Here is a 20,067-nt window from a genome sequence, read left to right on the forward strand (position 1 = left end):
GGCGGCCCCCGGTTTCCCGGGGGCCGCCCTTTCCGTCTGCGCGAACCGACCTACAGCAGGTTCAGCTCGCGAGCCCGCTCGATCACCTCTCGCCGCCTGCCGACCCCCAGCTTGCGGTAGATGTTCTTCATGTGCGTCTTCACCGTGTTGACGGACACGTAGAGCATCGAGGCGATCTCACCGGCCGACAGCGTGCCCTGCAGGTAGCGCAGGACGGCCAGTTCGCGTTCGGTGAGCGGTTCGGCCAGCTCGCCCGCCACGGCGGCGGGGCGGCCGAAGCCGTTGAGCTCGGTGGCGATGTCCTCGGCGACGCCGCGGTAGCCGCTGCCCGCCGGCAGGTAGGTCACCAGCAGCTCCCTGACCGGCTGGCCGCCGGCCACGAACGGCCAGCGGATGCCCTCGTCCTCGGCGCAGCGCAGCGCCTGCTCGAGGGCCCGGCCGGCCTTGGACCGGTCACCGAGGGCGCGCAACGCCCGGGCGCAGGTGAGGTTGGCGTCGACCGTCCACACCAGCGAGCCGGTGGTGTACTCCAGGAACGGCTGGACCGCGCCGAGTGCCGCCGCCGGGCGGCGCTCGGCGAGGTGGGCCTTCGCCCGCACCACACCCAGCCACGGCGTGAGCAGCTCGACGGGCTCCAGGTTCAGCAGCCTCTTGGCCGCCTCCACGTCGCCGGCGGCGAGTCGCAGCTCGGCCTCGGCGAGCGTGACGCAGTGCTGCAGCCGCTGGGTGTACCGCCAGTCCGCGAGCTGCCGCCGGATCGCGGCGAGCTCGGTGCAGGCGGCCCTGGCGTCGCCGGCGGCGGCCCGGATGTGGGCCCGGGACATCGTCGCCACCGCCACCAGGCCCGGGTCGGCGAGACCGCCGCCGTCCAGGGCACGGTCCAGGTAGTGCTCGGCCGCCGGCACCCTGGCCTGCAGGTAGCAGACCTCGGCGACGGTGAGCTGGGCCCAGACCACGTCACTGCCCTGCGTCTGTCCCTCGCGGTCGGCGAGGGCCAGGGCCTCCTTGCCGTAGCGCATCGCCGCGGACAACCGGCCGCGGGTCGCGTTGAGCTGCGCGAGCTGGCGCAGCGCGGCCAGCTGGGACTGGACCCCGCCGCAGCGGCGGGCCAGGTTCAGCGCCTCCGTCAGGGCGAGCTCCGCGGCGGCCAGGTCACCCTGCAGCAGCCGGGCACCCCCGACCGCGACCAGGGCCAGGGCCCGCATCCGGGCGGTGTCCTGGTCGTCGAGGCCCATGTCGTCGCGCAGCAGCAGCGGCGCCGTGGCCAGGATCAGGTCGGGCTTGCCGGACTGGTGCGCCTCGGCCATGCGGAAACTGTCGACGATGGGCCGCAGCGCCGTGCGGGCCGACTCGACCAGGGTGTGCTGGGAACGGTCGACCAGGTGCAGGAACGTCTCCGTGCCCTGCGGGTCGCTGGCGTCGAGGCGCTCCGCCGCGAACGCCAGGGCCAGCCGCGGATCGTTGCGGACCTCCTGCGGCGGCGGCGGGACCAGCTCCTTGATGGTCCGCAGCCGGGCGCCTGGCACCAGCTCCTGCCAGCTCGCCGCGAGCAGGTCGGACGCCTGGCCCCAGTTGCGGGCTGCCAGGGCGTGCCGCAGCGCGTCGGCCGGCAGGTCGTGCGCGGCGAACCAGTCCGCGGCCCGCCGGTGCAGCTGGCGGACCTGCTCGGGCCGGCGGTGGCGCAGTTCGTCGTAGAGCATCAGCCCGAACAGCGGATGGCACCGGTACATGCCGGCGTTGCCGCTGCCCTGCACGACGAACAGGTTCGAGTGCTCCAGCTGCGCCAGGATCCGCGCGCCGTCGACCCGCCCGGTCAACGCCTCCACGAGCTCCGCGCTGACCTGGTCGAGCACCGACGTGCACAGGACGACCTCGCGGATGTCCTCCGGCAGGGTGTCGAAGACCTCGCCGACGAGGTACTCCCCCAGCGCCCGGTCCTGCAGCGCGAAGCGGGGCACCAGGCTGTCGGGCTCCGGGTGTCCCTGCACGGCGAGGGCGGCGAGTCGCAGTCCCGCCGCCCATCCACGCATCACCGCGTGCAGCTCGACCAGCGCCGACTCGGCGAGCCGGACGCCGTGCGCGTTGAGCATCTGCGCCGTCTCGTCGAGGGTGAAGCCCAGCGTCCCGTTGCGCAGCTCGGCGAGCGCGCCGCGGATGCGGAACCGGTACAGGGTGAGCGCCGGGTCGGTCCGGCAGGCGATGACGAGACGCAGGCGGTCACCCGCCTGGGAAAGCAGTGTCTCGAGCTCACCCCACACCCGCGGGACGGACAGTTCCTGCAGGTCGTCGAGGATCACGGCGACCGGCGGGCCCGGCCGGCGCAGCAGCACGATCAGTTCGTCGAGTGCCTCGCCACCGTCGGCGGGTGCCGCGGTGACCTGGTGCTCCGCGGTTGCTGCCGCGACCGCCCCGAGCACGTGTTCCCAAAAGCGTGGGCCGTGGTGCGCCTCGACCGTCAACCACGCCAGCGGCCAGGGGACCCGCCCCGCCGCGACCCACTCGGCCAGCAGGGTGGTCTTGCCCCACCCCGCCGGAGCGGAGATCAATGTCAAAGGCCCCGCCACCGCCCGATCCAACGCGTCCAAAAGACGCGGTCGTGGCACGTGATAGCGGGGCGGCTCAGGCACTGCGAAGTGCAGCGCGGGACGGGTGATGGTGTCAATAAGCGTCTTCTGCCCCAACGTATTTCGCCCCCTCCCACCCACCGCAGCACGGCGGATGACCACGGGATTGTGGGGCGATTAAAGGTGAGGACGCCTCACCCGTAGGGGGTGAACAAATGACGCTGCGTGCTCACCCGAGCCTGCGTACGCATCGGAAGCCTACGTGGCAGCTGCCGTTGTCGACCGCCTCCGGCTGCCGGGCGGCGGGACGGAACCGGTGGTCGTAGCCGGTGGAGCACAGGTAGGAGCCACCCTTGACGACCCGGCTGGCATAGACGGCCGCCCCTGCGGGAGTGTCGACGCGGGGGTTCTCCGCGACCTCACCCTGCGGCTGGAGGGGGTCGTCGCCCATGTCGAACCTCGCGTTGCCGGAGCGGTAGTAGTCCGAGGTCCACTCCCACACGTTACCGACCACGTCGAAGAGCCCGTACGCGTTGGCGGCGAACGCACCGACCGGGCTGGTGCCGTGCCCGCTGTCGCTGCGATCGAGCCACGGGAATATGCCGTGCCAGATGTTGGCACGTCCCGGCTCGGGTTCGTCACCCCATGGGTACACCGCCTGCTCGAGCCCGCCGCGGGCGGCGAACTCCCACTCCGCCTCGGTGGGCAGGTCCTTGCCGGCCCACCGGGCGTACGCGGCGGCGTCCTCGTAGGCGACGTGCACCACCGGGTGCGCGGACTTCCCCCGGATGTCGGAATCCGGGCCCCACGGATGTCGCCAGGACGCGCCGGGGCGGAACTCCCACCACACCCGCCAGTCGCGCAGCGGCACCGGGCCCGGCGGTTGCACGAACACCATCGAGCCGGGCAGCGTGCCCGGCTCGGGTTGCCGCTCCGCCACGGTCTCGTAGCCGGTCTCCTGCGTGAACAGGGCGAACTCCGCGTTCGTCACGGGATGCGAGTCGATCCAGAAGCCGTCGACGGTGACCTTGCGCACCGGCGCCTCTTCCGGATAGAAGCCATCCGCACCCATGGCGAAGGTGCCACCAGGTATCCAGGCCATCTCCACGACCGCATTGTGCTGGCGCCGCCGGGTGAGAAGTCCTCACCCGGTGCGGGTGACGGGCGGTCCGTCGATGGTTCGATCGATGGACGGGCACGCCAACTCACACAACCAGGGTGATGCCCGGTCATCCGGATGCGCGGCAACGTTCGGTTCCAAAAGCACCGGTTCGCAATTTCCGCAAGGGAGGGAGGTCGCCACACGAGCTTCGCCGGATCCGGCCGCGGCGCCTCCTCTCTTGTCCGCCGCGGCCGGACGACGAACCTGCTCCCCTGGGTCAGACCTGCCAACCCCTGCCTCCTGCCGGTGTCCCGCTCGTGCAGAGGAAGGAACACAGAGGCCATGACCAAGAGCAGAACCGTGTGGTTCGGCTGGGTCACCTTCGCGGCCGTCATGCTCGTCGTGCTCGGGCTCCTCAACGTGCTCGAAGGACTCGTCGCGCTGCTGCAGAACCAGGTGGCATTCATCGACGGCGACAGTCTCGTCGTCGTCAACCTGACCGGCTGGGGCATCCTCATGCTGGCGTTCGGCGCCCTGTTGCTGGCCGCCGGGATCGGGCTGTTCGCCCGCAACACCGCCGCCCGGGTGGCGGCGATCATCATCGTGGCGCTGCACATGCTGATCCAGGTCGGCTGGCTCGGCGCGTACCCGGTGTGGTCGCTGCTGATGATCACGCTCAGTGTGGTGGTGCTGTTCGCACTCACGGTGCACTGGAGCGACTCGCTGGAGCCCGCCGCGGAGACGGCGGCCGCGGGAGCGGCACCGGGCATCCATCGCGCGGACCGCGAGCAGCCCCGCGAGTTCCAGCCCGACTACCAGTCCGAGTACCAGCCGGACTACCAGTCGCAGGGCAGTGGCATCCCGATGAACTCGCCCACCTCGCCGAGCCACCCGGCGGCGCGCCCGTCCGGGGCGCCCAGTTACAGCGCCGGGCCGGCCTCAGGCCAGACGTCCGGGACGAACGTCGGCCCGTACCCGCCGAGCGGGCCCTACCAGTCGGGGCGGCCGGGCGCGACGGCCAGGCCGAACGAGGGCTCGCACCCGGGCGAGCCGGCCCGGCCCGAGCAGACGGCCCGCCACGGCGGCGGCGATCTGGGGCAGGGCGAGCTCCCGCGGTACGGCGACATGGACGAGATGACCGGCCGGCACGCGGACACGGGCCGCTGGTCGGATCCCCCGCGCGGCGCGCATGCCGCACCGACCTCGGACTACGGCGTGATCTGAGCAGGTGGGGAAGAGCAGTAAGGAAGACCGGTAAGAAGGAAGACCGGTAAGGAAAAGAACCAGCAAGGAAGCAGAGAAGGTGGCTGCCCCCGTGGCAGCCACCTTCTTCGTGCGGAAACGCCTGAGGCGCCGACGCGGGCCTGGGAGCGCGTCGGCGCCTCTCGCGCCGTCTTTCGGTGTTCAGACGCCTGTGACTTGCGATGGGTGGGCGGCCTCCTCCGGATCAGCCGCCCACCCATCGGCTCCCGCCGCCCTCGCTGAAGAGCGTCCGGTGCGCAGGATGCGGGCCGTGTCCACCGCTCCTCCTGCCCCGTTGAGTACCCCCTGCTCAACGGTGTTCACCTGGCGCTCCAGCTGGGTCGTCACGTCGGGGACCACCGACGACGTGACGCCCGCGGCTGGCGGGAACGGGCGGACCATCGCGGATGGTGCAGCAGTCACCATCAGGGCCGCCCGCAGTTCGTTCATGGCAGGAATCCTGCTGGCTGTCAGAGTGATGCGTCCTCACCCCGGCAGGGTGATCGGCCAGCGGGCAGATCGTCACTCCGCACAGGTGGGGCGGCGCCCGGACCGCCGCCGCGACGCTCGATCTACATGTCGATCCACGTCACGGAACGGAGAGCACCGCGATGGCCACGTTGACCGTCTGGAAGTTCGACACCCCTGAAGGCGCCTCGCAAGCCGCTGAGAAGCTCCAGGACCTCGCGAAGCAGGGTCTGGTGACCATCGAGGACGCCGCGACCGTGTCCTGGCAGCACGGCTCCGACAAGCCCAAGACCCGGCAGCTGCACAACCTCACCGCCCGCGGCGCGCTCGGCGGCATGTTCTGGGGCATGCTCTTCGGCCTGATCTTCCTCATCCCGCTGTTCGGCATGGCGGTCGGCGCGGCGGCCGGCGCCATTGCGGGTTCGCTGACCGACGTCGGCATCGACGACGACTTCATCAAGCGGACCCGCGAGGAGATCCAGCCCGGGACGTCGGCGCTGTTCCTGCTGACCACCGACGTGGTGGTCGACCGGGTCCGCGACGCGTTCGCCGGTGAGCGGCCGAAGCTGCTGCACACCAACCTGTCCAAGGAGCAGGAGGACCACCTGCACGAGGTCTTCGCCTGACAGGCCGGCCCCGGACAGGGCGGTGCCCGGTGTCCATCATGGACACCGGGCACCGGGACGGGGCAGTACGTCGTTCAGGCGTTGGGCAGGTTGGCCATCTCCTTCTCCGCGGTCTCGACCTCGGCGGTCAGCTTGGCGTGCTGCTCGGACAGCACGTCCAGCAGCCTCCTGGTCGTCTGCAGGCTCTCGGTGCCGATGGAACGGGTCGATGCGAGGAGGTTCTCCGCCGCCTCGCGCTGCCGCTGCCGGCGGGTGTCCCACTGCGCGCGGCGGGACTGCTCGGCTCGGGCCTCTTCGGAGCGGCGCTGCGCCAGCGCGGTCTGGAAGTCGCGGATCGCGTCCTCGGCGTGCTTGCGGGCGTCGGCGAGCATCGCCTCCGCCGCGATCCGGGCGCCGTCCAGCTCTCCGGCGGCCTGCCTGCGCAGTTCGTCCGCCTCCTGCTCCGCCAGCTCGATCATCTGCTGGATCCGGCCACCGACGGCCTTGGAGCTCTCGTCGCCGCACGTGCACTGGCGCAGATCGGTGTTGAGCCGTTCGACTCTGCCCGCGAGCTGCTGCTCGCGGTAACGCGCCGAGGCCAGCTCCGTCTCCACCGTGGTCAGCCGCATCTGCAAGGTGGCGACGTAGCGGTCGACCTGGGCACGGTGGTAGCCCCTGAGGCTCAGCTCGAACCCGTTTTCGCCGCGGAGCTCGATTTCGCCGACAAGCGCGCTCATCCTGGGCTCATCCCCTCCCCCGCCCGTCGAAGCGACGGGCGATATCGGGAACGCTGCCGACCACTGTGGTGACCGCGCGTCATCCGTTCCGGGTGAGCCTCCTGCGCCCGGCGTGCCGGTGCAGCGACGTCGATGGAACCGTTGCTACGCAAGGCAAACAGCCACATCGGTTCAGGGAAGACCACCCAGGCAGGGTGAGGCCCCGCAGCTGCGGGCGGTGCTTTGCTCGTCACGTTTGGCGAGGTATGAAATCGGGGGGCACCGAGTGTCGCAAGCGCTGGTACAGCAGGATCGCCGTGGAACGGCCCCGTCGACGTTGGCGGTGCCGGATCTCCCGCCCGGATACGTGCTGCGTGACCGTGTCGTCGCGCAGCTGGACGCCGCGGTGCGTGCGCCGCTGACGCTGGTGACCGCGCCCGCCGGTTGGGGCAAGACCGCGGCGCTGGTCGCCTGGGCCCGCACCGCGCGGATCGGTGACGAGATGCCGGTGGTGCGCTGGGTGACCTCGCACTCGCCGGACGGCGCCGACGTGCCCGGCCGCCTGCGGGGGGCGCTGTCCGCCGGCGACGTGAAGGGTGACCTGACCGGCGGCGAGGACGACGACGACCTCACACGGGTCGTCGACTCCCTCGACCGGCCCCACATCGTGGTCGTCGACGACGTGCGCGAGATCAGCGACCCGGCTGCCCTGACGGAGCTGGAGTCGTTGGTACGGCACGGGATGGGCCGCCTGCACCTGGTGCTGTCGTGCCGGCGTGACCCCGCGCTGCCGCTGTACCGCTGGCGGGTCAACGGCTCGCTGACGGAGATGCGCACGACCGACCTGTCGCTGACCATCACCGAGACCGCGCAGCTGCTCGCCGCGCACGACGTGGTCCTGCCCGGCAGCACCCTGTACGCGCTGCACTCGATGACCGAGGGCTGGCCGGCCGGTGTGCGGCTGGCCGCGATGGCGATGCGCGGGCACCCGGAGCCGGAGCGGGTCCTCGACGACGGCGGCCCCTACAGCACCGCCGTCGGCGACTTCCTCACCGGCGAGGTCATCGAGACGCTGCCCGCCGACACCCGCCGGCTGCTGTTCGACACGGCGGTCGCGACCCGGCTCAACGCCGGCCTGGTCGAGGCGATCACCGGCCGCGACGACGGCGCCCGGGTCCTCGCGGAGCTCAAGGGCTCCAACGCGTTCCTCACCCGCAACGCCGGCCCCGGCGGCTGGTACCGGTTCCATCCGCTGTTCGCCCGTACGCTGCACTCCGAGCTGCTGCGCCGCAACCCGGAACGGGTCGCTGAGCTGCACCGCAGGGCGGCGGCGTGGCATGCGACGTACGGCATCCCGGCCGAGGCGATGCGCCACGCGCTGCTCGCCGAGGACTGGCCGGGTGCGGTCGAGACCCTTGAGCGGCACTGGCCCGACATCGTCGGCGGGGTCCGCTACGACCGCCCGCACGAGGCGGCGCCGCACGCGCCGGCCGGCGACGAGCACACCGACCCGCGGCTGGCCCTGGCGTTCGCGGCGGAGCGCCTGCGGGTCGGCGACCTGGAGGGCACCCGCGACTTCCTGCGGCGCAGCAACCGCGCCACGGACACCTCGAACCCGCAGCCCGGACCGGCCACGAGCACCGTCACCGGCGCCGGCACCGCGAACGGCAACGGCTCCTCGGCGGCGAACGGCGGTGGCGCGGCCAACGGCAACGCGAGCGGCGCGGCGAACGCCGCCGGCGAAGCGGCGCCGGGTCGCCGGGACGCCACCGGCCCGACCGCCACGACCGCCACAACCGGCCCCACCGGCCCGACCGCCACGACCGGCCCGACCGCTACGACCGCTACGACGGGGCTGAGCACCCCGCCCGGCCCGAACAGCCCGACCAGTCCGAACGCCCCCGGCAACCCGGGCAACCCCGCCGGACCGGGCGGTGGGACCGGCACGGGTGGCGGGACGGGCACGACCGCGCAGGCCGCCCGCCCGGGCCAGACCGCGCCGGGCCAGACCGCGCCGGGCCAGACCGCGCCGGGCCAGACCGCGCCGGGCCAGACCGCGCCGGGCATGCCGGCCACGCAGCCCGGCCCGGCAGCACCGGGGACGGCGACAGGAGCGGGCGCGGCGGTGGCGAGGCCCACCTCGGGCGGCGCCAACGCGACGGCCGTCATGACCGCCCCGGCCCCGGCCACCGGACAGCCCGCCACCGGCCAGGCGGCCCCCAACGGCCAGCCGGCATCGGACGCGCAGACTGCCACCGCGAAGAGTCCGGCCCGGGTCAGCGCCCGCATGATCGCCGGGTTCATGGCCGCCGAGGCGTGGCTGTCCGGCGACCCGCGCAGGACCCTCGCGGCCCTGGGTGAGCTCAACCGGCCCGAGGAGCAGAACGACGAGGTCCGGGCACTGTCCATGTTGGACGAGGGCGAGGCGCGGCTGCGGCTGGGCGAGCTCGCCGCCGCCGGGACGCCGCTGCACGGTGCCCTGGTGCTCGCCCAGCGCACGGGCATGGCGCAGGCGCAGGTGTGCGCGGCGGCCCAGCTGTCGGTGCTCGAAGCGGCCCGCGGCCGGCTGCGGGCCTCGGCCCGTCTCGGCCGGCAGGCGCTGGTGACCGCGGACCGCTTCGGCATCACCGACGCCACCGACCTCGGCTGGGTGCGGATGGCCCTGGCCAGCGTGTACGGCGAATGGGACCGCATCGCGGAGGCCGACCGCCTCCTGGACGAGGGCCTCGACCTCGCCGCCGGCGACCCCGACCTGCTGGTCGCGATCGCCACCGTGCGGGCGAAGCTGCGCCACGGCTCCGGCCGGCTCGCCGCGGCCCTCGAGGTCCTGCACACAGCCCGCCGCGAGCTCGGCGGCGCACCACTGGCCCCGAGCGTGGAGCGGGCCCTGGCACTGACCGAGGCGGAGCTGCGCATCAGCGGCGGCGACCTCGGTGCGGCGAGGCGACTCGTCGCGACCGGCGGCGACCCGGACGTGTACCCGGGCTGGGCCGCCTGTGTCGACGCGTCGGCGGCGCTGGTCGAGGGCAAGGCGGCCGCCGCCGCGTCGACCGCCCAGCAGTACGCGACCCCGTCGGTGGACAACGCGCTGACGTGGACCGTGCACGCCGCGATCCTGACGTCGCTGGCGGGCAGGGCGCTCGGCGACCGCAACCGGGTCCTGCGCGGCCTGGAGGTGGCCCTGGACATCGCCGAGGAGGAGAGCTTCCGGCGGCCGTTCCTGGTCGGCGGGCACCCCGTGCGGGATCTTCTGGCCAACTTCGCGCCGCTGCTGCCGGTGTACCACCCGCTCGCCGCGGAACTGGCCGCCGGGTCCTCGCCCCTCGCGGGCGGCGGGCGCGGCGCCGACGGCAGCCTCGTCGAGCCGCTCACCGAACGGGAACTGACGGTGCTGCGCTACCTGCAGGGCACGATGTCCAACCTGGAGATCGCCTCGACCCTGTACGTGTCGGTCAACACCGTCAAGACGCACGTGAAGAACATCTACCGCAAGCTGCACGCCGGCCGCCGGCGCGAGGCCGTCGAACGGGCGCGGGAACTGCGGCTGCTGTGATGCTGGTCCGGGCCGTCGACGAGGGACCCGGACCCGCCGCGGCGGCGACCCATCGGTGCGTCTGGGGCGCGCTCGCGGCCACCGTGGCCTGGCCGGCGCTCAACGTCGGCGGGGTCGCCCACCCGCAGGCCGCCGCGGTCGGCGTGGGCCTGCTCACGGTCCTGCCGCTGCCAGGGCCTGCGCTGGGCGTGGCCCTCGCCGCCGGCCTGGTCCTGACGTCCGGCCAGCCCCTCGCGCCGCTGCTCGCCCTGGCCGCCGCGTCGCTGATCGCCCTGGTGGGTGTGCCGGCGCAGCACCTGCCGAGCTGGGTGGGGCCGCTGTCACTGCCGGTGCTCGTCGCGACGGCCCTGTTCGCCGGGGTCGTCGGCGGCCTGCCGGGGGTCCTCGCCGGGTTGCTGCTCGCGAGTGCCTGCTCGGCGCTGGTCCGGCGTGCTTGAGTACCTGCGCGGGCGGCGGACCGCGATCGTGCGCCGGCAGGCGTCCCGCGCCCTGGACCGGGCCGTCGACCGGGGACTGGCGGGCGCCGCGGAGCAGCCGCGCAGCGGGCCGTACTGGCCGGCCGACAACTGGGTGTTCGTGGCGTACGCCGCCGCTCTCACCTGCGCCGCGGTCGTGGCCCTGGGGATCCACTGGCTGGACCCGCCGCCGCTGGGCCGCGCCGTCCTCGCCGCCGTCGCCGCGACCGGGTTCCTGCTCGCCGGGCTGCACCTGGTGCGGACGCCGGCGAGCCGGGAGAAGGCGCTGCGGCAGTTCCTCACCGACCCGCGGGACCGGGTCGTGTTCGAGGAGGCCGCCGCGCACGCCGACCGGATCGTGCTGACATGGCCCGTGCTGGAGCGCCTCGGCGACCCGACGGATCCGCAGGAGACCCTGGAACGCACGCTGTGGGATCTCGCGCACGCCCTCGCCGAACGCGGCGAGCTGCGGGCCGCCGCGCGGGAGCTGCGCGCGTCGGTGGGCGAGCCGATCGGCGCCGGGCTGCTGTTCGCCGCCGTCACCGACCGGCAGGCGGAGCTCACGGCCCGGCTGACCGAGGTCGACGCCGAGGTGAGCCGGCGGGCCGGGCGGCTGCGCCACCTCGCCGGGCTGTGCCAGGGGTTCCTGGACCACCGCGCGGCCCAGTCGCGGGCCCGGATGCGGGTCAACGCCGCCGACGTGCTGCTGGGCGCGATCAATGCCCGGCCGGCCCGCGATCCAGAACCCGCTGAAACTCTGACGGAACGGACGGAAACGGTACTTGCCGCATACCGCGAACTGGCAGACGAGTTCGAATAGCCTGAGTGCGCAGCGCAGCGGAGCATGGGGGGTGCGGGGAGGCGCGGCCCCCCATGGAGCCACCGGCGAAGCCGGCGGAGCCGCAAACAGCTACCCTGCCGGGGTGCTGAAAACCAGGCGGTTGACCGGGGTACTGACCGGGTTCGGGATCGCCGTCGCGGCCGTCGGGCTGTTCTTCGCCTACCTGCGGATGGCATACGCGTTCCCGATCAACAGCGACGGCGCGAGCAACGCGATGCAGGCCTGGGACATGTTCCACGGCAATCCGCTGCTGTCGGACTGGACGCTGTCGGACGTCGCGTTCTACCCGAGCGAGCTGATCCAGTACGCGATGATCCAGGTCTTCACCGGCCCGACGGTGGCGCAGATCCACATCGCCGCGGCGATCACGTACACGATGATCGTGCTGCTGGCCGCGATCCTCGCCAAGGGCCGCGCGACCGGGCTGCAGGGCTGGCTGCGGGTCGGGGTGACGGTCGCGATCCTGCTGGTGCCGGTGCCCGGCACCGGATACCAGACGCTGCTGTCCTCGCCCAACCACACCGGCTCGGCGGTGCCGCTGCTGCTGGCGTGGGGCGCGATCGACCGGATGCGCGACACGAAGGCCAAGCCGGTCGTGGTGGCGCTGCTGCTGGCATGGGGCGCGTGGGGCGATCCGCTGGTCACGTTCGTCGGCGCCGTTCCCCTGGCACTCGTGTGCCTGGTGCGGGCGGCGCGGCTGCCCGGGCCGTACCGCAGCCGCCTGATGAGCATGGACTTCCAGCTCGCCGTCGCCGGTGGCGTCTCGGTCGTCCTGTCGCACCTGGCCACCTGGGGGCTGAAGGCCATCGGCGGCTACCACACGCCGAAGCCGCCGATCGAGCTGTCGCCGTGGGACGAGTGGTTCAGCCGGGCGCACATGACGGCCCGCATGCTCGGCGTGCTGTTCGGCACCCACCGGCCCGGCTGGCAGTCCAAGTGGATCCAGCAGGGCGTGTCCTACCTGCACCTGATCGGTTTCCTGGTGGCGCTGGTCGCGGTCGTGATCGTGCTGGTGCGCATGCTGCGCGGCACCGCGGACCGGGTCGAGGAGATCATGGCGATCGCGATCTGCTGCGACATCGGCGCGGAGATCGTCTCGACGCTGCCCGTCGACCTCATGGCGGCGCGGGAGATCTCGCCGGTGCTGCCGATGGCGGCGGTCCTCGCCGGCCGGATCATCGGGCCGCGGCTGACGGTCCGCTGGCGGCAGGGCGTCCTCGCCAGCGTCCTGGCGCTGCTGACGCTCAACCTCGTGGCCTACTCGCCGCCGCGGGCCGAGCCGTCGGAGGGGCAGGTCGTCGCCGACTGGCTGCGGGAGCGCAACCTCACCTACGGTCTCGGCGCCTACTGGGTGTCGAACAACATCACCGTCACCACGAACCGGAAGGTGACGGTCGTGCCGGTCCTCGGCGACGGCGACCGGGTCGCCCCGATGTGCTGGCAGTCCAAGACCAGCATGTACGACGCCGCGCACGACGCCCGGTTCATCGTCTTCGAGAAGGACCGGCCGTTCTACGGCACCCCGGCGCAGGCGGTGAAGATGTGGGGGCCGCCGAAGCAGCGCTTCGACACCGGCCGCTACGCCATCATGGTGTACGACATCAACCTGCTCGTCGGTTTCCCGCCACCCTGCTGACCGCGTGGCGTCGATACGATCATAGGCGTGCGCCGATTCGTCGTCTGGGGCGACAACGCCCTCGCCCGGCGCCTCGTCGGCGAGCTGATCAACAGCTACGGCGCGCAGGTGACGGTCGTCGTGCCGTCGCTGACGCAGAACCTGGCGCCGGAGATCACGGAGCTGTGCGCGCCCGACCCGTGGTCGATGGTCGTGGAGGAGCGGCGGCTCACGGCGGCCACGTTCCTGCGGGCGGAGCTCGCCGAGGCCGAGGCGATCGCGTTCGTCGACGCCGACGACGTGGCCAACGTCGACGCGGCGCTGATCGCCCGCGAGACGCTGCCCGACGTCAGGGTCGTGCTGCGGATGTTCAACACCGTCCTCGGCGAGGGTGTGGCGTCGCGGCTGCGCAACTGCGCGGTGCTGTCCGCGTCGGAGATCGCGGCGCCCGCGTTCGTCGCCGCGGCGCTGGGCGACAACACCCCGACGTCGATCCAGCTGAGCGACGGTCAGCGCCTCATGGCCGTCGACCGGGACGCCGCCAACCCGACCGACGTCCGGTGCGGCCTCGCCGTCACCGGTCCCGCGGACGCGGACCCGGTCAGCCTTCCCGCGCTCGACGACGACGCCGACTTCGTCCTCGTCAGCACCTACGGCCGGCCGGAGCCGGCGCCGCGCCGGGTCGGCCGGCACCCGCTGCGCACGACCCGGCTGGTGCTCAAGGGCGGGCTGCGCCGCGTCCTGGTCGGCGTCGCAGCGCTCATCGCCGCCGGCACCGTCGTCGTCGCCTCCGTCAAGGACCTGAGCCCGTGGCGCGCGCTGTACGTCACCGTCCTGACCACGCTCGGCGGCGCCAATGCCGACCTCGACGCGGGACGCGTCAGCCAGGCCGTCGATCTCGCGCTGGTCATCGCCGGGGTCGCGGTCATCCCGGCCGTCACCGCCGCCGTGGTCAACACGCTCGTCAAGGCCCGGCTGAAGATCGCCGCCGGCGGGCTGGCCGTGCCGGTCGGCAACCACGTGATCGTCATCGGCCTCGGCAACGTCGGCGCCCGGGTCGTCCAGGGCCTGCACGACCAGGGCATCGACGTGGTCGCGGTGGACCGCGCCCCGACCGCCCGCGGCGTCGCCGTCGCGCGGGGGCTCGGCATCCCGGTGATCCTCGGCGACGCCAGGGACCCCGAGACTCTGCAGGCCGCGTCGGTGACCACGGCCCGCTGCCTGGTCATGGTCACCACCGACGACGTCACCAACCTGGAGGCGGCGCTGCTGGCCCGCTCGCTGCGCGCCGACCTGCGGGTGGTGCTGCGGCTGTTCGAGGAGGACTTCGCCCGCAGGGTCAAGGTCGCGTTCGGCATCAACCACTCCCGCAGCGTGTCCTACCTGGCCGCGCCCGCGTTCGCCGCGTCGATGGTCGGCAGCGAGGTGATCGACACGATCCCGGTCGGGCGCCGGGTCCTGCTCGTCGCCGAGGTCCACGTCGGCGCCCGCTCCCGGCTGGAGGGCCGGCCCTTCCACGAGGTCAACGTCGCCGGCGAGATCCGGCTCGTCGCTGTCCAGACCGGCCGCCCCGGACTCGGCCAGGGCGTGCAGACGTTCTGGTGGCCGGAGCGCAACCGCGGGCGGACCCTCGACCGCGCCCACACGATGGTGGTCGTGGCGACCCGCGCGGGCCTCGTCGCGCTGCTGGCACGCGCCGCCGCGCCGTGACCCACCTCCCAGCTCATCCCTGGTCATCCTCTTCGGGTGCTGGCGGGTCACCTGCGGCAGGCGACCGTCTAAGGCATGGCTTACCCACCCATCGAGGGCCACGGCCTCATCGGTGACCTGCAGACCTCCGCGCTGGTCGCCCAGGACGGCACCATCGACTGGTTCTGCGCACCCCGCTTCGACTCGCCCAGCCTCTTCGGATCACTGCTGGACGCCTCCCGCGGCGGCTTCTGCCGGCTGCGTCCCGAACGGGACGACTTCGTGACGCGGCAGCTGTACCTGCCGGGCACGGCCATCCTCATCACCCGGTTCATGAGCCCGGAGGGCGTCGGCGAGCTGCTGGACTTCATGCCCGTCACCGGCGAGGTCGCCGCCGACCGGCACAGCATCGTGCGGATCATGCGGATGGTGCGCGGCCACGGCCGGTTCGTCTTCGAGTGCGAGCCCGCCTTCGACTACGCGCGCGCACCGCACGACACGTCGGTCACCCCGCACGGCGTCACCTTCACCAGCGACGGCGACTCGCTCACGCTCAACCCTGCCCGCACCGACCTGATGGACCGCATCGAGCACAGCGACCGCGGGGTCCGGGTCGTCGTGGAGGCGGGCGCCGGCGACAGCGGCGGCATGATCCTGTCCGCCGGGCCGGCGCACACCGCGACCAAGGTCGGCCTGGAGGAGATCTGGCGCCTGTACGACGAGACCCGCGACTTCTGGCGGTCCTGGGTGGGGCGCTCCACGTACCGCGGCCGCTGGCGGGAGACCGTCGAACGCTCCGCGATCACACTGAAGCTGATGACCTACGCCCCGACCGGCGCGCCCGTCGCCGCCCCGACCGCGGGCCTGCCGGAGCTGGTCGGCGGGGCGCGCAACTGGGACTACCGCTACACCTGGGTCCGTGACGCGTCGTTCTCGGTCCACGCCCTCGTGGGCCTCGGCTACCACGACGAGGCCGAGGCGTTCATGCGCTGGATTCGTGACCGTCTCCTCGCCGGCCACGAGAGGATCATGTATCGCGTCGACGGCAGCGTCGACCTGCCCGAGTTCACCCTCGATCACCTCGACGGCTACCGCGGCTCCCGCCCGGTGCGGGCCGGCAACGACGCCAACGGGCAGTTGCAGCTCGACATCTTCGGCGAGGCCCTGGACGCGGTGTACCGCGCCCACCAGAGCGGCCTGCGGCCCGCCTACGAGGGCTGGGCGGGCCTCACGGAGCAGGTCGACTGGCTGTGCGAGCACTGGGACGAGCCCGACGACGGCATCTGGGAGTCACGCGCCGGCCGCAAGGACCACACCTACGGCCGGGTGATGAGCTGGGTCGCCTTCGACCGCGCGATCCGTCTGTCGCAGGAGCTCGGCCTGCCCGGCAACGTGCCGCGCTGGACGGCCCAGCGCGACGCCGTCTACCGCCAGGTGATGGAGTGCGGCTGGGACCCGGCCGGGCAGACCTTCACCCAGCACTACGACACCTCCGTCGTCGACGCGGCGCTGCTCTACATGCCCCTCGTCGGCTTCGTCTCCCCGCGCGACCCGCGATGGCAGTCGACGCTGCGCGCCATCGACGAGCACCTCGTCTCCGACAGCCTCGTCTACCGGTACGACCCGCAGAAATCCCCCGACGGCCTCGACGGCGCGGAGGGCACGTTCTCGATGTGCACCTTCTGGTACGTCGACGCCCTGGCCCGCTCCGGCCGCCTCGACGAGGCCCGGCTCACGTTCGAGAAGATGCTGACCTACAGCAACCACGTCGGCCTGTACTCCGAGGAGATCGGCCCGACCGGCGAGCAGCTTGGCAACTTCCCGCAGGCGTTCTCCCACCTCGCGCTCATCAACGCCGCGATCCGGCTCGACGAGGCGCTGGCGTGACTACGTGGTCGTCAGGATGACCGGGCCGTCCTCGGTGATCGCGACCGAGTGCTCGGTGTGCGCGGCGCGGGATCCGTCCACCGTGGACACGGTCCAGCCGTCGGCGAGCACGCGGCTGCGGTTGGAGCCGCTCTCGATCACCATCGGCTCGATCGCGAGGACCAGGCCGGGGCGCAGGGTGAGGCCACGCCCGGCGCGCCCGGTGTTGGGCACGTGGGGGTCCTCGTGCATGGCGGTGCCGATGCCGTGGCCGCCGTAGCCCGCGGGCATGCCGTAGCCCGCACCGCGGCAGACCTGCTCCACGGCGAAGGAGATGTCACCGAGGCGGGCGCCCGGCCGGGCGGCGGCGATCCCGGCGGCGAGGGCCTCGGCGCACGTGCCGGCCAGGCGCTGCGCGGCCTCGTCGATCTCCCCGATGCCCACGGTCACCGCGGAGTCGCCGTGATAGCCGTCGATGTGCGCACCGAAGTCGATGGAGAGCAGGTCACCGTCGGCGAGCCGGCGCCGGTCGGGGATGCCGTGCACGATCTGGTCGTTGACCGACAGGCAGAGCACGCCCGGATACGGGATCGGCGCGAAGGACGGCAGGTAGTCCAGGAACGAGGACTTCGCCCCGTGCTCGGCGAGCATCGCTCGGGCCAGGTCGTCCAGCTCCAGCAGGGACACCCCGGCCTTCGCCTGCCCGCTCACGGCGCGCAGCGTCAGTGCCACGATCCGGCCGGCCTCACGCATCGTCTCGAGCTCCGCGGCGCTCTTCAGTACCACCATGGCCAAGATTCTAATACCAGGATTATCATCGTCGCATGGTGCGGAACCCGTTGACCGCAGACGAACGCCACCGGGGCCTCGTCCTGGGCAGACTCCTCCAGCAGGCGCGGGGCACCCGCAGCGCGGCGGCGGTCGCCTACGAGGCCGGCATCTCCCTCGACACGCTGCGCAAGATCGAGCGCGGCGCCATCGCGACACCGGCGTTCTTCACCGTCGCGGCCCTGGCCAAGGCGCTCGGGCTGGACCTGTCGGAGCTGGCCGAGACCCTCGTCTCCGCCGACGACCTCGTGGCCTGAGCCCCTTAGTCTGCGTTGCATGACGTATCTGCGAATCCCGGGCGGCGACCCCGCCGCCACCAACTACGAGCGGGTCTTCTCCCTCGCCCCGGAGGTCTACCAGCACTGGGGCGCGCTGTCGCAGTCGGTGAAGGCCGGCATGGACCTGCGCCGCTACGAGCTGGTCACCCTGGTCGCGGCGCTGCGCATCGGCGCCTCGTACTGCAGCCTCGCCCACGCCGGCGTCCTGCGCGACCGCTTCTACGACGACGCGACCCTGCAGGCGATCACCACCGACTGGCACGACGCCGGCCTCGAACCGGTCGACGTCGCCGTCATGGACTTCGCCGACCTCGTCGCCACCGACCCCGGCAAGGTCACCGCCGCCGACGCGGACCCGCTGCGCGCCCACGGCCTGTCCGAACAGGACATCTTCCACGTGATCCTCGCCGTGTCCATCCGCCGCTTCTTCGGCGGCGTCCTGCAGGCCACCGGCGCCGAGCCGGACCAGAACCTGTTCGACGCGCTCACCCCGGAGCTGGGACACTTGCTCGCGTGAATCCGAGGCGCTACGGGGCGATCGACGTCGACTATCCCGACACCGGCGGCGCCCGTGGCGCCCTGGTGCTCGCCGGCGAGCCGACGTTCGGCACCCTCCTCGACGAGCGCGTCACCTGGCTCGACGACGTCGCCCCGTATGAGCCGGGCGCCTTCTACAAACGCGAGCTCCCGGCGGTGCACGCGCTGCTGGACCCGCTGCCCCCGCTCGACCTGCTCATCGTCGACGGCTACGTCGACCTCGACCCCGACGGCCGTCCCGGTCTCGGCGCCCACGTCCACGACGAGCTGCGCATCCCCGTCATCGGGGTGGCGAAGACCGCCTTCCACAGCGCCACGCACGCGATCCCCGTCCGCCGTGGCGGCGCTGAGCGCCCCTTGTTCGTCACCGCCACCGGTGTACCCCTCCCCGACGCCGCGGCCCTCGTCGCCGCGATGGCCGGCCAGTTCCGCCTGCCCGACGCCCTGCGCCGCGTCGACGCCCTGGCCCGCGCCCGCGCCACCCCGTCGGCCACGCCGGCGGCCTGATCACCCGGCCGATTGCCCGCGGGGTCCGCGACCGGTCCACGGCCGTGGAGGACGCGGCGCAGAGCCGGATCAGCGTGTGGCTGGACGGGCAGGTCACGCAGCGGTTCGTGGTCAATGTGCTGCCGTCGGACGATCCGCGTGACGAGCTGGCGCGGCTGGCCGCGGGCGGGGTCACGAACACGGCGTACCGCGGCTACAACCGCCAGGGCTTCCGATCGATAGTCTTCATATGTAGAGTTTCAGGCATGCCGAGGTTGCCGCACACGTCGCCGCAGACGTTGCATGTCTTCGAGGCCCTGCTCGCCGCGCCTGAGGCCTGGCGGTACGGGTATGACCTGAGCCGGGAGACCGGCCTGGCGTCCGGGTCGCTGTATCCGATCCTGATGCGGCTCGCGGAGGGGTCGCTGCTGGAGACCAGGTGGGAGCCGGCGGAGCAGCCCGGCCGTCCACCGCGCCACCTGTACCGGCTGACCCCGGACGGCGCCGCTCTCGCCCGTTCGCGGCTGGAGCGCCGCGCGGCCGCCGCTGCGGCAGCGGCCCCGGCGCCGGTGGTCCGGCTGCACCCGCGGGCCGCGTCATGACCGCCGCGCACCGGCTGGCACGCCGGGTCCTGGCCGTGGCGTTGTTCCGCACCCGCAGCCCTTGGGGCGCCGCCGTCGTCGCCGAGCTCGACCACGTCACCGGCACCTGGGCGGTGCTGCGCTGGACGGCCGGCGGCCTGCGGGTCGCGTGGCGGGAGCGGCGCGGCGCCCGCCTCACCGTCGCCGCCGCCCTGGTCGCCGCCGCCGCGTTGTCGGCGTTCACGGTCCGCCCGATCCCGTCCGGTGCCATGGCGCCGACCCTGGGCATCGGCGACCACACGCTCGTCGACCGGCTCACGTTCCGGGTGACGGGCATCGACCGCGGCGACGTGGTCGTGCTGCGGGTGCCCACCGGTGACGGCGGCTGGTTCACCACCGTCGACCGGGTCATCGGCGTCGCCGGCGACAGCATCGACTGCGACGGCGGCACGGTCCGCCGCAACGGCCTGCCGCTGGACGAGCCCTACACGCACGGGGCGGCCACGGACTGCGCGCCGGTCACGGTGCCCGACGGGATGCTCTACGTCATGGGCGACAACCGCGAGGTCGCCCGCGACTCCCGCCACTACGGCCCGCAGCCCGCCTCGAACGTCGGCGGCCGCGTCCTCCTGTGAGCCGGC

18 protein-coding genes are annotated in these 20,067 nt (G+C 72.9%); 13 read left to right on the forward strand and 5 right to left on the reverse strand.

Annotation, left to right across the window (positions count from 1 at the left end; genetic code table 11):
* Nucleotides 1-50 precede the first annotated feature (50 nt).
* Nucleotides 51-2,564, reverse strand: a complete 2,514-nt coding sequence (locus OHA72_RS03345) for a winged helix-turn-helix domain-containing protein (protein WP_327006385.1) — start codon at nt 2,562-2,564, stop codon at nt 51-53.
* A gap of 229 nt (nt 2,565-2,793) precedes the next feature.
* Nucleotides 2,794-3,666 (reverse strand): formylglycine-generating enzyme family protein, encoded by an 873-nt coding sequence (locus tag OHA72_RS03350; RefSeq protein ID WP_327011442.1) that lies wholly within the window; start codon nt 3,664-3,666, stop codon nt 2,794-2,796.
* A 342-nt stretch (nt 3,667-4,008) separates the two neighbouring features.
* Between OHA72_RS03350 and OHA72_RS03355 the strand changes: the two genes are divergently transcribed.
* Nucleotides 4,009-4,890: a DUF7144 family membrane protein gene (locus OHA72_RS03355; protein ID WP_327006386.1), complete on the forward strand. Its 882-nt coding sequence runs from the start codon at nt 4,009-4,011 to the stop codon at nt 4,888-4,890.
* 180 nt (nt 4,891-5,070) lie between these two features.
* Here the strand turns inward: OHA72_RS03355 and OHA72_RS03360 are convergent, their stop codons facing one another.
* Nucleotides 5,071-5,358 carry a hypothetical protein gene (locus OHA72_RS03360; RefSeq protein WP_327006387.1) on the reverse strand — a complete coding sequence of 96 codons (288 nt, stop codon included), beginning with the start codon at nt 5,356-5,358 and terminating at the stop codon, nt 5,071-5,073.
* Between the two features lie 161 nt (nt 5,359-5,519).
* Between OHA72_RS03360 and OHA72_RS03365 the strand changes: the two genes are divergently transcribed.
* Complete coding sequence (locus OHA72_RS03365; protein WP_327006388.1) at nt 5,520-6,002, forward strand: DUF1269 domain-containing protein; 483 nt, start codon at nt 5,520-5,522, stop codon at nt 6,000-6,002.
* A 74-nt stretch (nt 6,003-6,076) separates the two neighbouring features.
* On the opposite strand, the gene OHA72_RS03370 is transcribed toward OHA72_RS03365, so the two are convergent.
* Nucleotides 6,077-6,718 carry a hypothetical protein gene (locus OHA72_RS03370; protein WP_327006389.1) on the reverse strand — a complete coding sequence of 214 codons (642 nt, stop codon included), beginning with the start codon at nt 6,716-6,718 and terminating at the stop codon, nt 6,077-6,079.
* A gap of 322 nt (nt 6,719-7,040) precedes the next feature.
* On the opposite strand from OHA72_RS03370, the gene OHA72_RS03375 reads away from it, so the two are divergent.
* The 6 genes from OHA72_RS03375 (at nt 7,041) to OHA72_RS03400 (ending at nt 16,737) form a co-directional block, all read left to right on the forward strand.
* Nucleotides 7,041-10,250: a winged helix-turn-helix domain-containing protein gene (locus OHA72_RS03375; protein WP_327006390.1), complete on the forward strand. Its 3,210-nt coding sequence runs from the start codon at nt 7,041-7,043 to the stop codon at nt 10,248-10,250.
* Complete coding sequence (locus tag OHA72_RS03380) at nt 10,250-10,687, forward strand: hypothetical protein (RefSeq protein WP_327006391.1); 438 nt, start codon at nt 10,250-10,252, stop codon at nt 10,685-10,687. The genes OHA72_RS03375 and OHA72_RS03380 overlap by 1 nt, the downstream gene beginning before the upstream one ends.
* Nucleotides 10,680-11,525 (forward strand): hypothetical protein, encoded by an 846-nt coding sequence (locus OHA72_RS03385; protein WP_327006392.1) that lies wholly within the window; start codon nt 10,680-10,682, stop codon nt 11,523-11,525. Before OHA72_RS03380 ends, OHA72_RS03385 begins: the two co-directional genes overlap by 8 nt.
* Nucleotides 11,526-11,628: 103 nt before the next feature.
* Complete coding sequence (locus OHA72_RS03390; RefSeq protein WP_327006393.1) at nt 11,629-13,182, forward strand: hypothetical protein; 1,554 nt, start codon at nt 11,629-11,631, stop codon at nt 13,180-13,182.
* A gap of 27 nt (nt 13,183-13,209) precedes the next feature.
* Nucleotides 13,210-14,871 (forward strand): potassium channel family protein, encoded by a 1,662-nt coding sequence (locus OHA72_RS03395; protein ID WP_327006394.1) that lies wholly within the window; start codon nt 13,210-13,212, stop codon nt 14,869-14,871.
* Nucleotides 14,872-14,946: 75 nt separating this feature from the next.
* A complete protein-coding gene (locus tag OHA72_RS03400; protein ID WP_327006395.1) occupies nt 14,947-16,737 on the forward strand; it encodes a glycoside hydrolase family 15 protein in 1,791 nt (596 codons plus the stop codon).
* On the opposite strand, the gene map is transcribed toward OHA72_RS03400, so the two are convergent.
* On the reverse strand, nt 16,738-17,505 hold the full coding sequence (gene map, locus OHA72_RS03405) for a type I methionyl aminopeptidase (protein ID WP_327006396.1): 768 nt from the start codon (nt 17,503-17,505) through the stop codon (nt 16,738-16,740).
* Nucleotides 17,506-17,540: 35 nt separating this feature from the next.
* Here map and OHA72_RS03410 point away from each other — a divergent pair, with 35 nt between their 5' ends.
* From OHA72_RS03410 to lepB, 5 genes are all read left to right on the forward strand, one after another.
* Nucleotides 17,541-17,801 carry a helix-turn-helix domain-containing protein gene (locus tag OHA72_RS03410; protein ID WP_327006397.1) on the forward strand — a complete coding sequence of 87 codons (261 nt, stop codon included), beginning with the start codon at nt 17,541-17,543 and terminating at the stop codon, nt 17,799-17,801.
* 19 nt (nt 17,802-17,820) lie between these two features.
* Nucleotides 17,821-18,339, forward strand: a complete 519-nt coding sequence (locus OHA72_RS03415) for a carboxymuconolactone decarboxylase family protein (protein ID WP_327006398.1) — start codon at nt 17,821-17,823, stop codon at nt 18,337-18,339.
* Nucleotides 18,336-18,866 (forward strand): endonuclease V, encoded by a 531-nt coding sequence (locus OHA72_RS03420; RefSeq protein ID WP_327006399.1) that lies wholly within the window; start codon nt 18,336-18,338, stop codon nt 18,864-18,866. The genes OHA72_RS03415 and OHA72_RS03420 overlap by 4 nt, the downstream gene beginning before the upstream one ends.
* A 245-nt stretch (nt 18,867-19,111) precedes the next feature.
* Nucleotides 19,112-19,447 carry a PadR family transcriptional regulator gene (locus tag OHA72_RS03425; protein WP_327006400.1) on the forward strand — a complete coding sequence of 112 codons (336 nt, stop codon included), beginning with the start codon at nt 19,112-19,114 and terminating at the stop codon, nt 19,445-19,447.
* The gene (gene lepB, locus OHA72_RS03430; RefSeq protein WP_327006401.1) at nt 19,444-20,061 is read left to right on the forward strand and encodes a signal peptidase I; all 618 of its coding nucleotides are present in this window, start codon (nt 19,444-19,446) and stop codon (nt 20,059-20,061) included. Before OHA72_RS03425 ends, lepB begins: the two co-directional genes overlap by 4 nt.
* Nucleotides 20,062-20,067: the final 6 nt, after the last annotated feature.

The organism is Dactylosporangium sp. NBC_01737, assembly GCF_035963215.1.
Taxonomy (GTDB): Bacteria; Actinomycetota; Actinomycetes; order Mycobacteriales; family Micromonosporaceae; genus Dactylosporangium.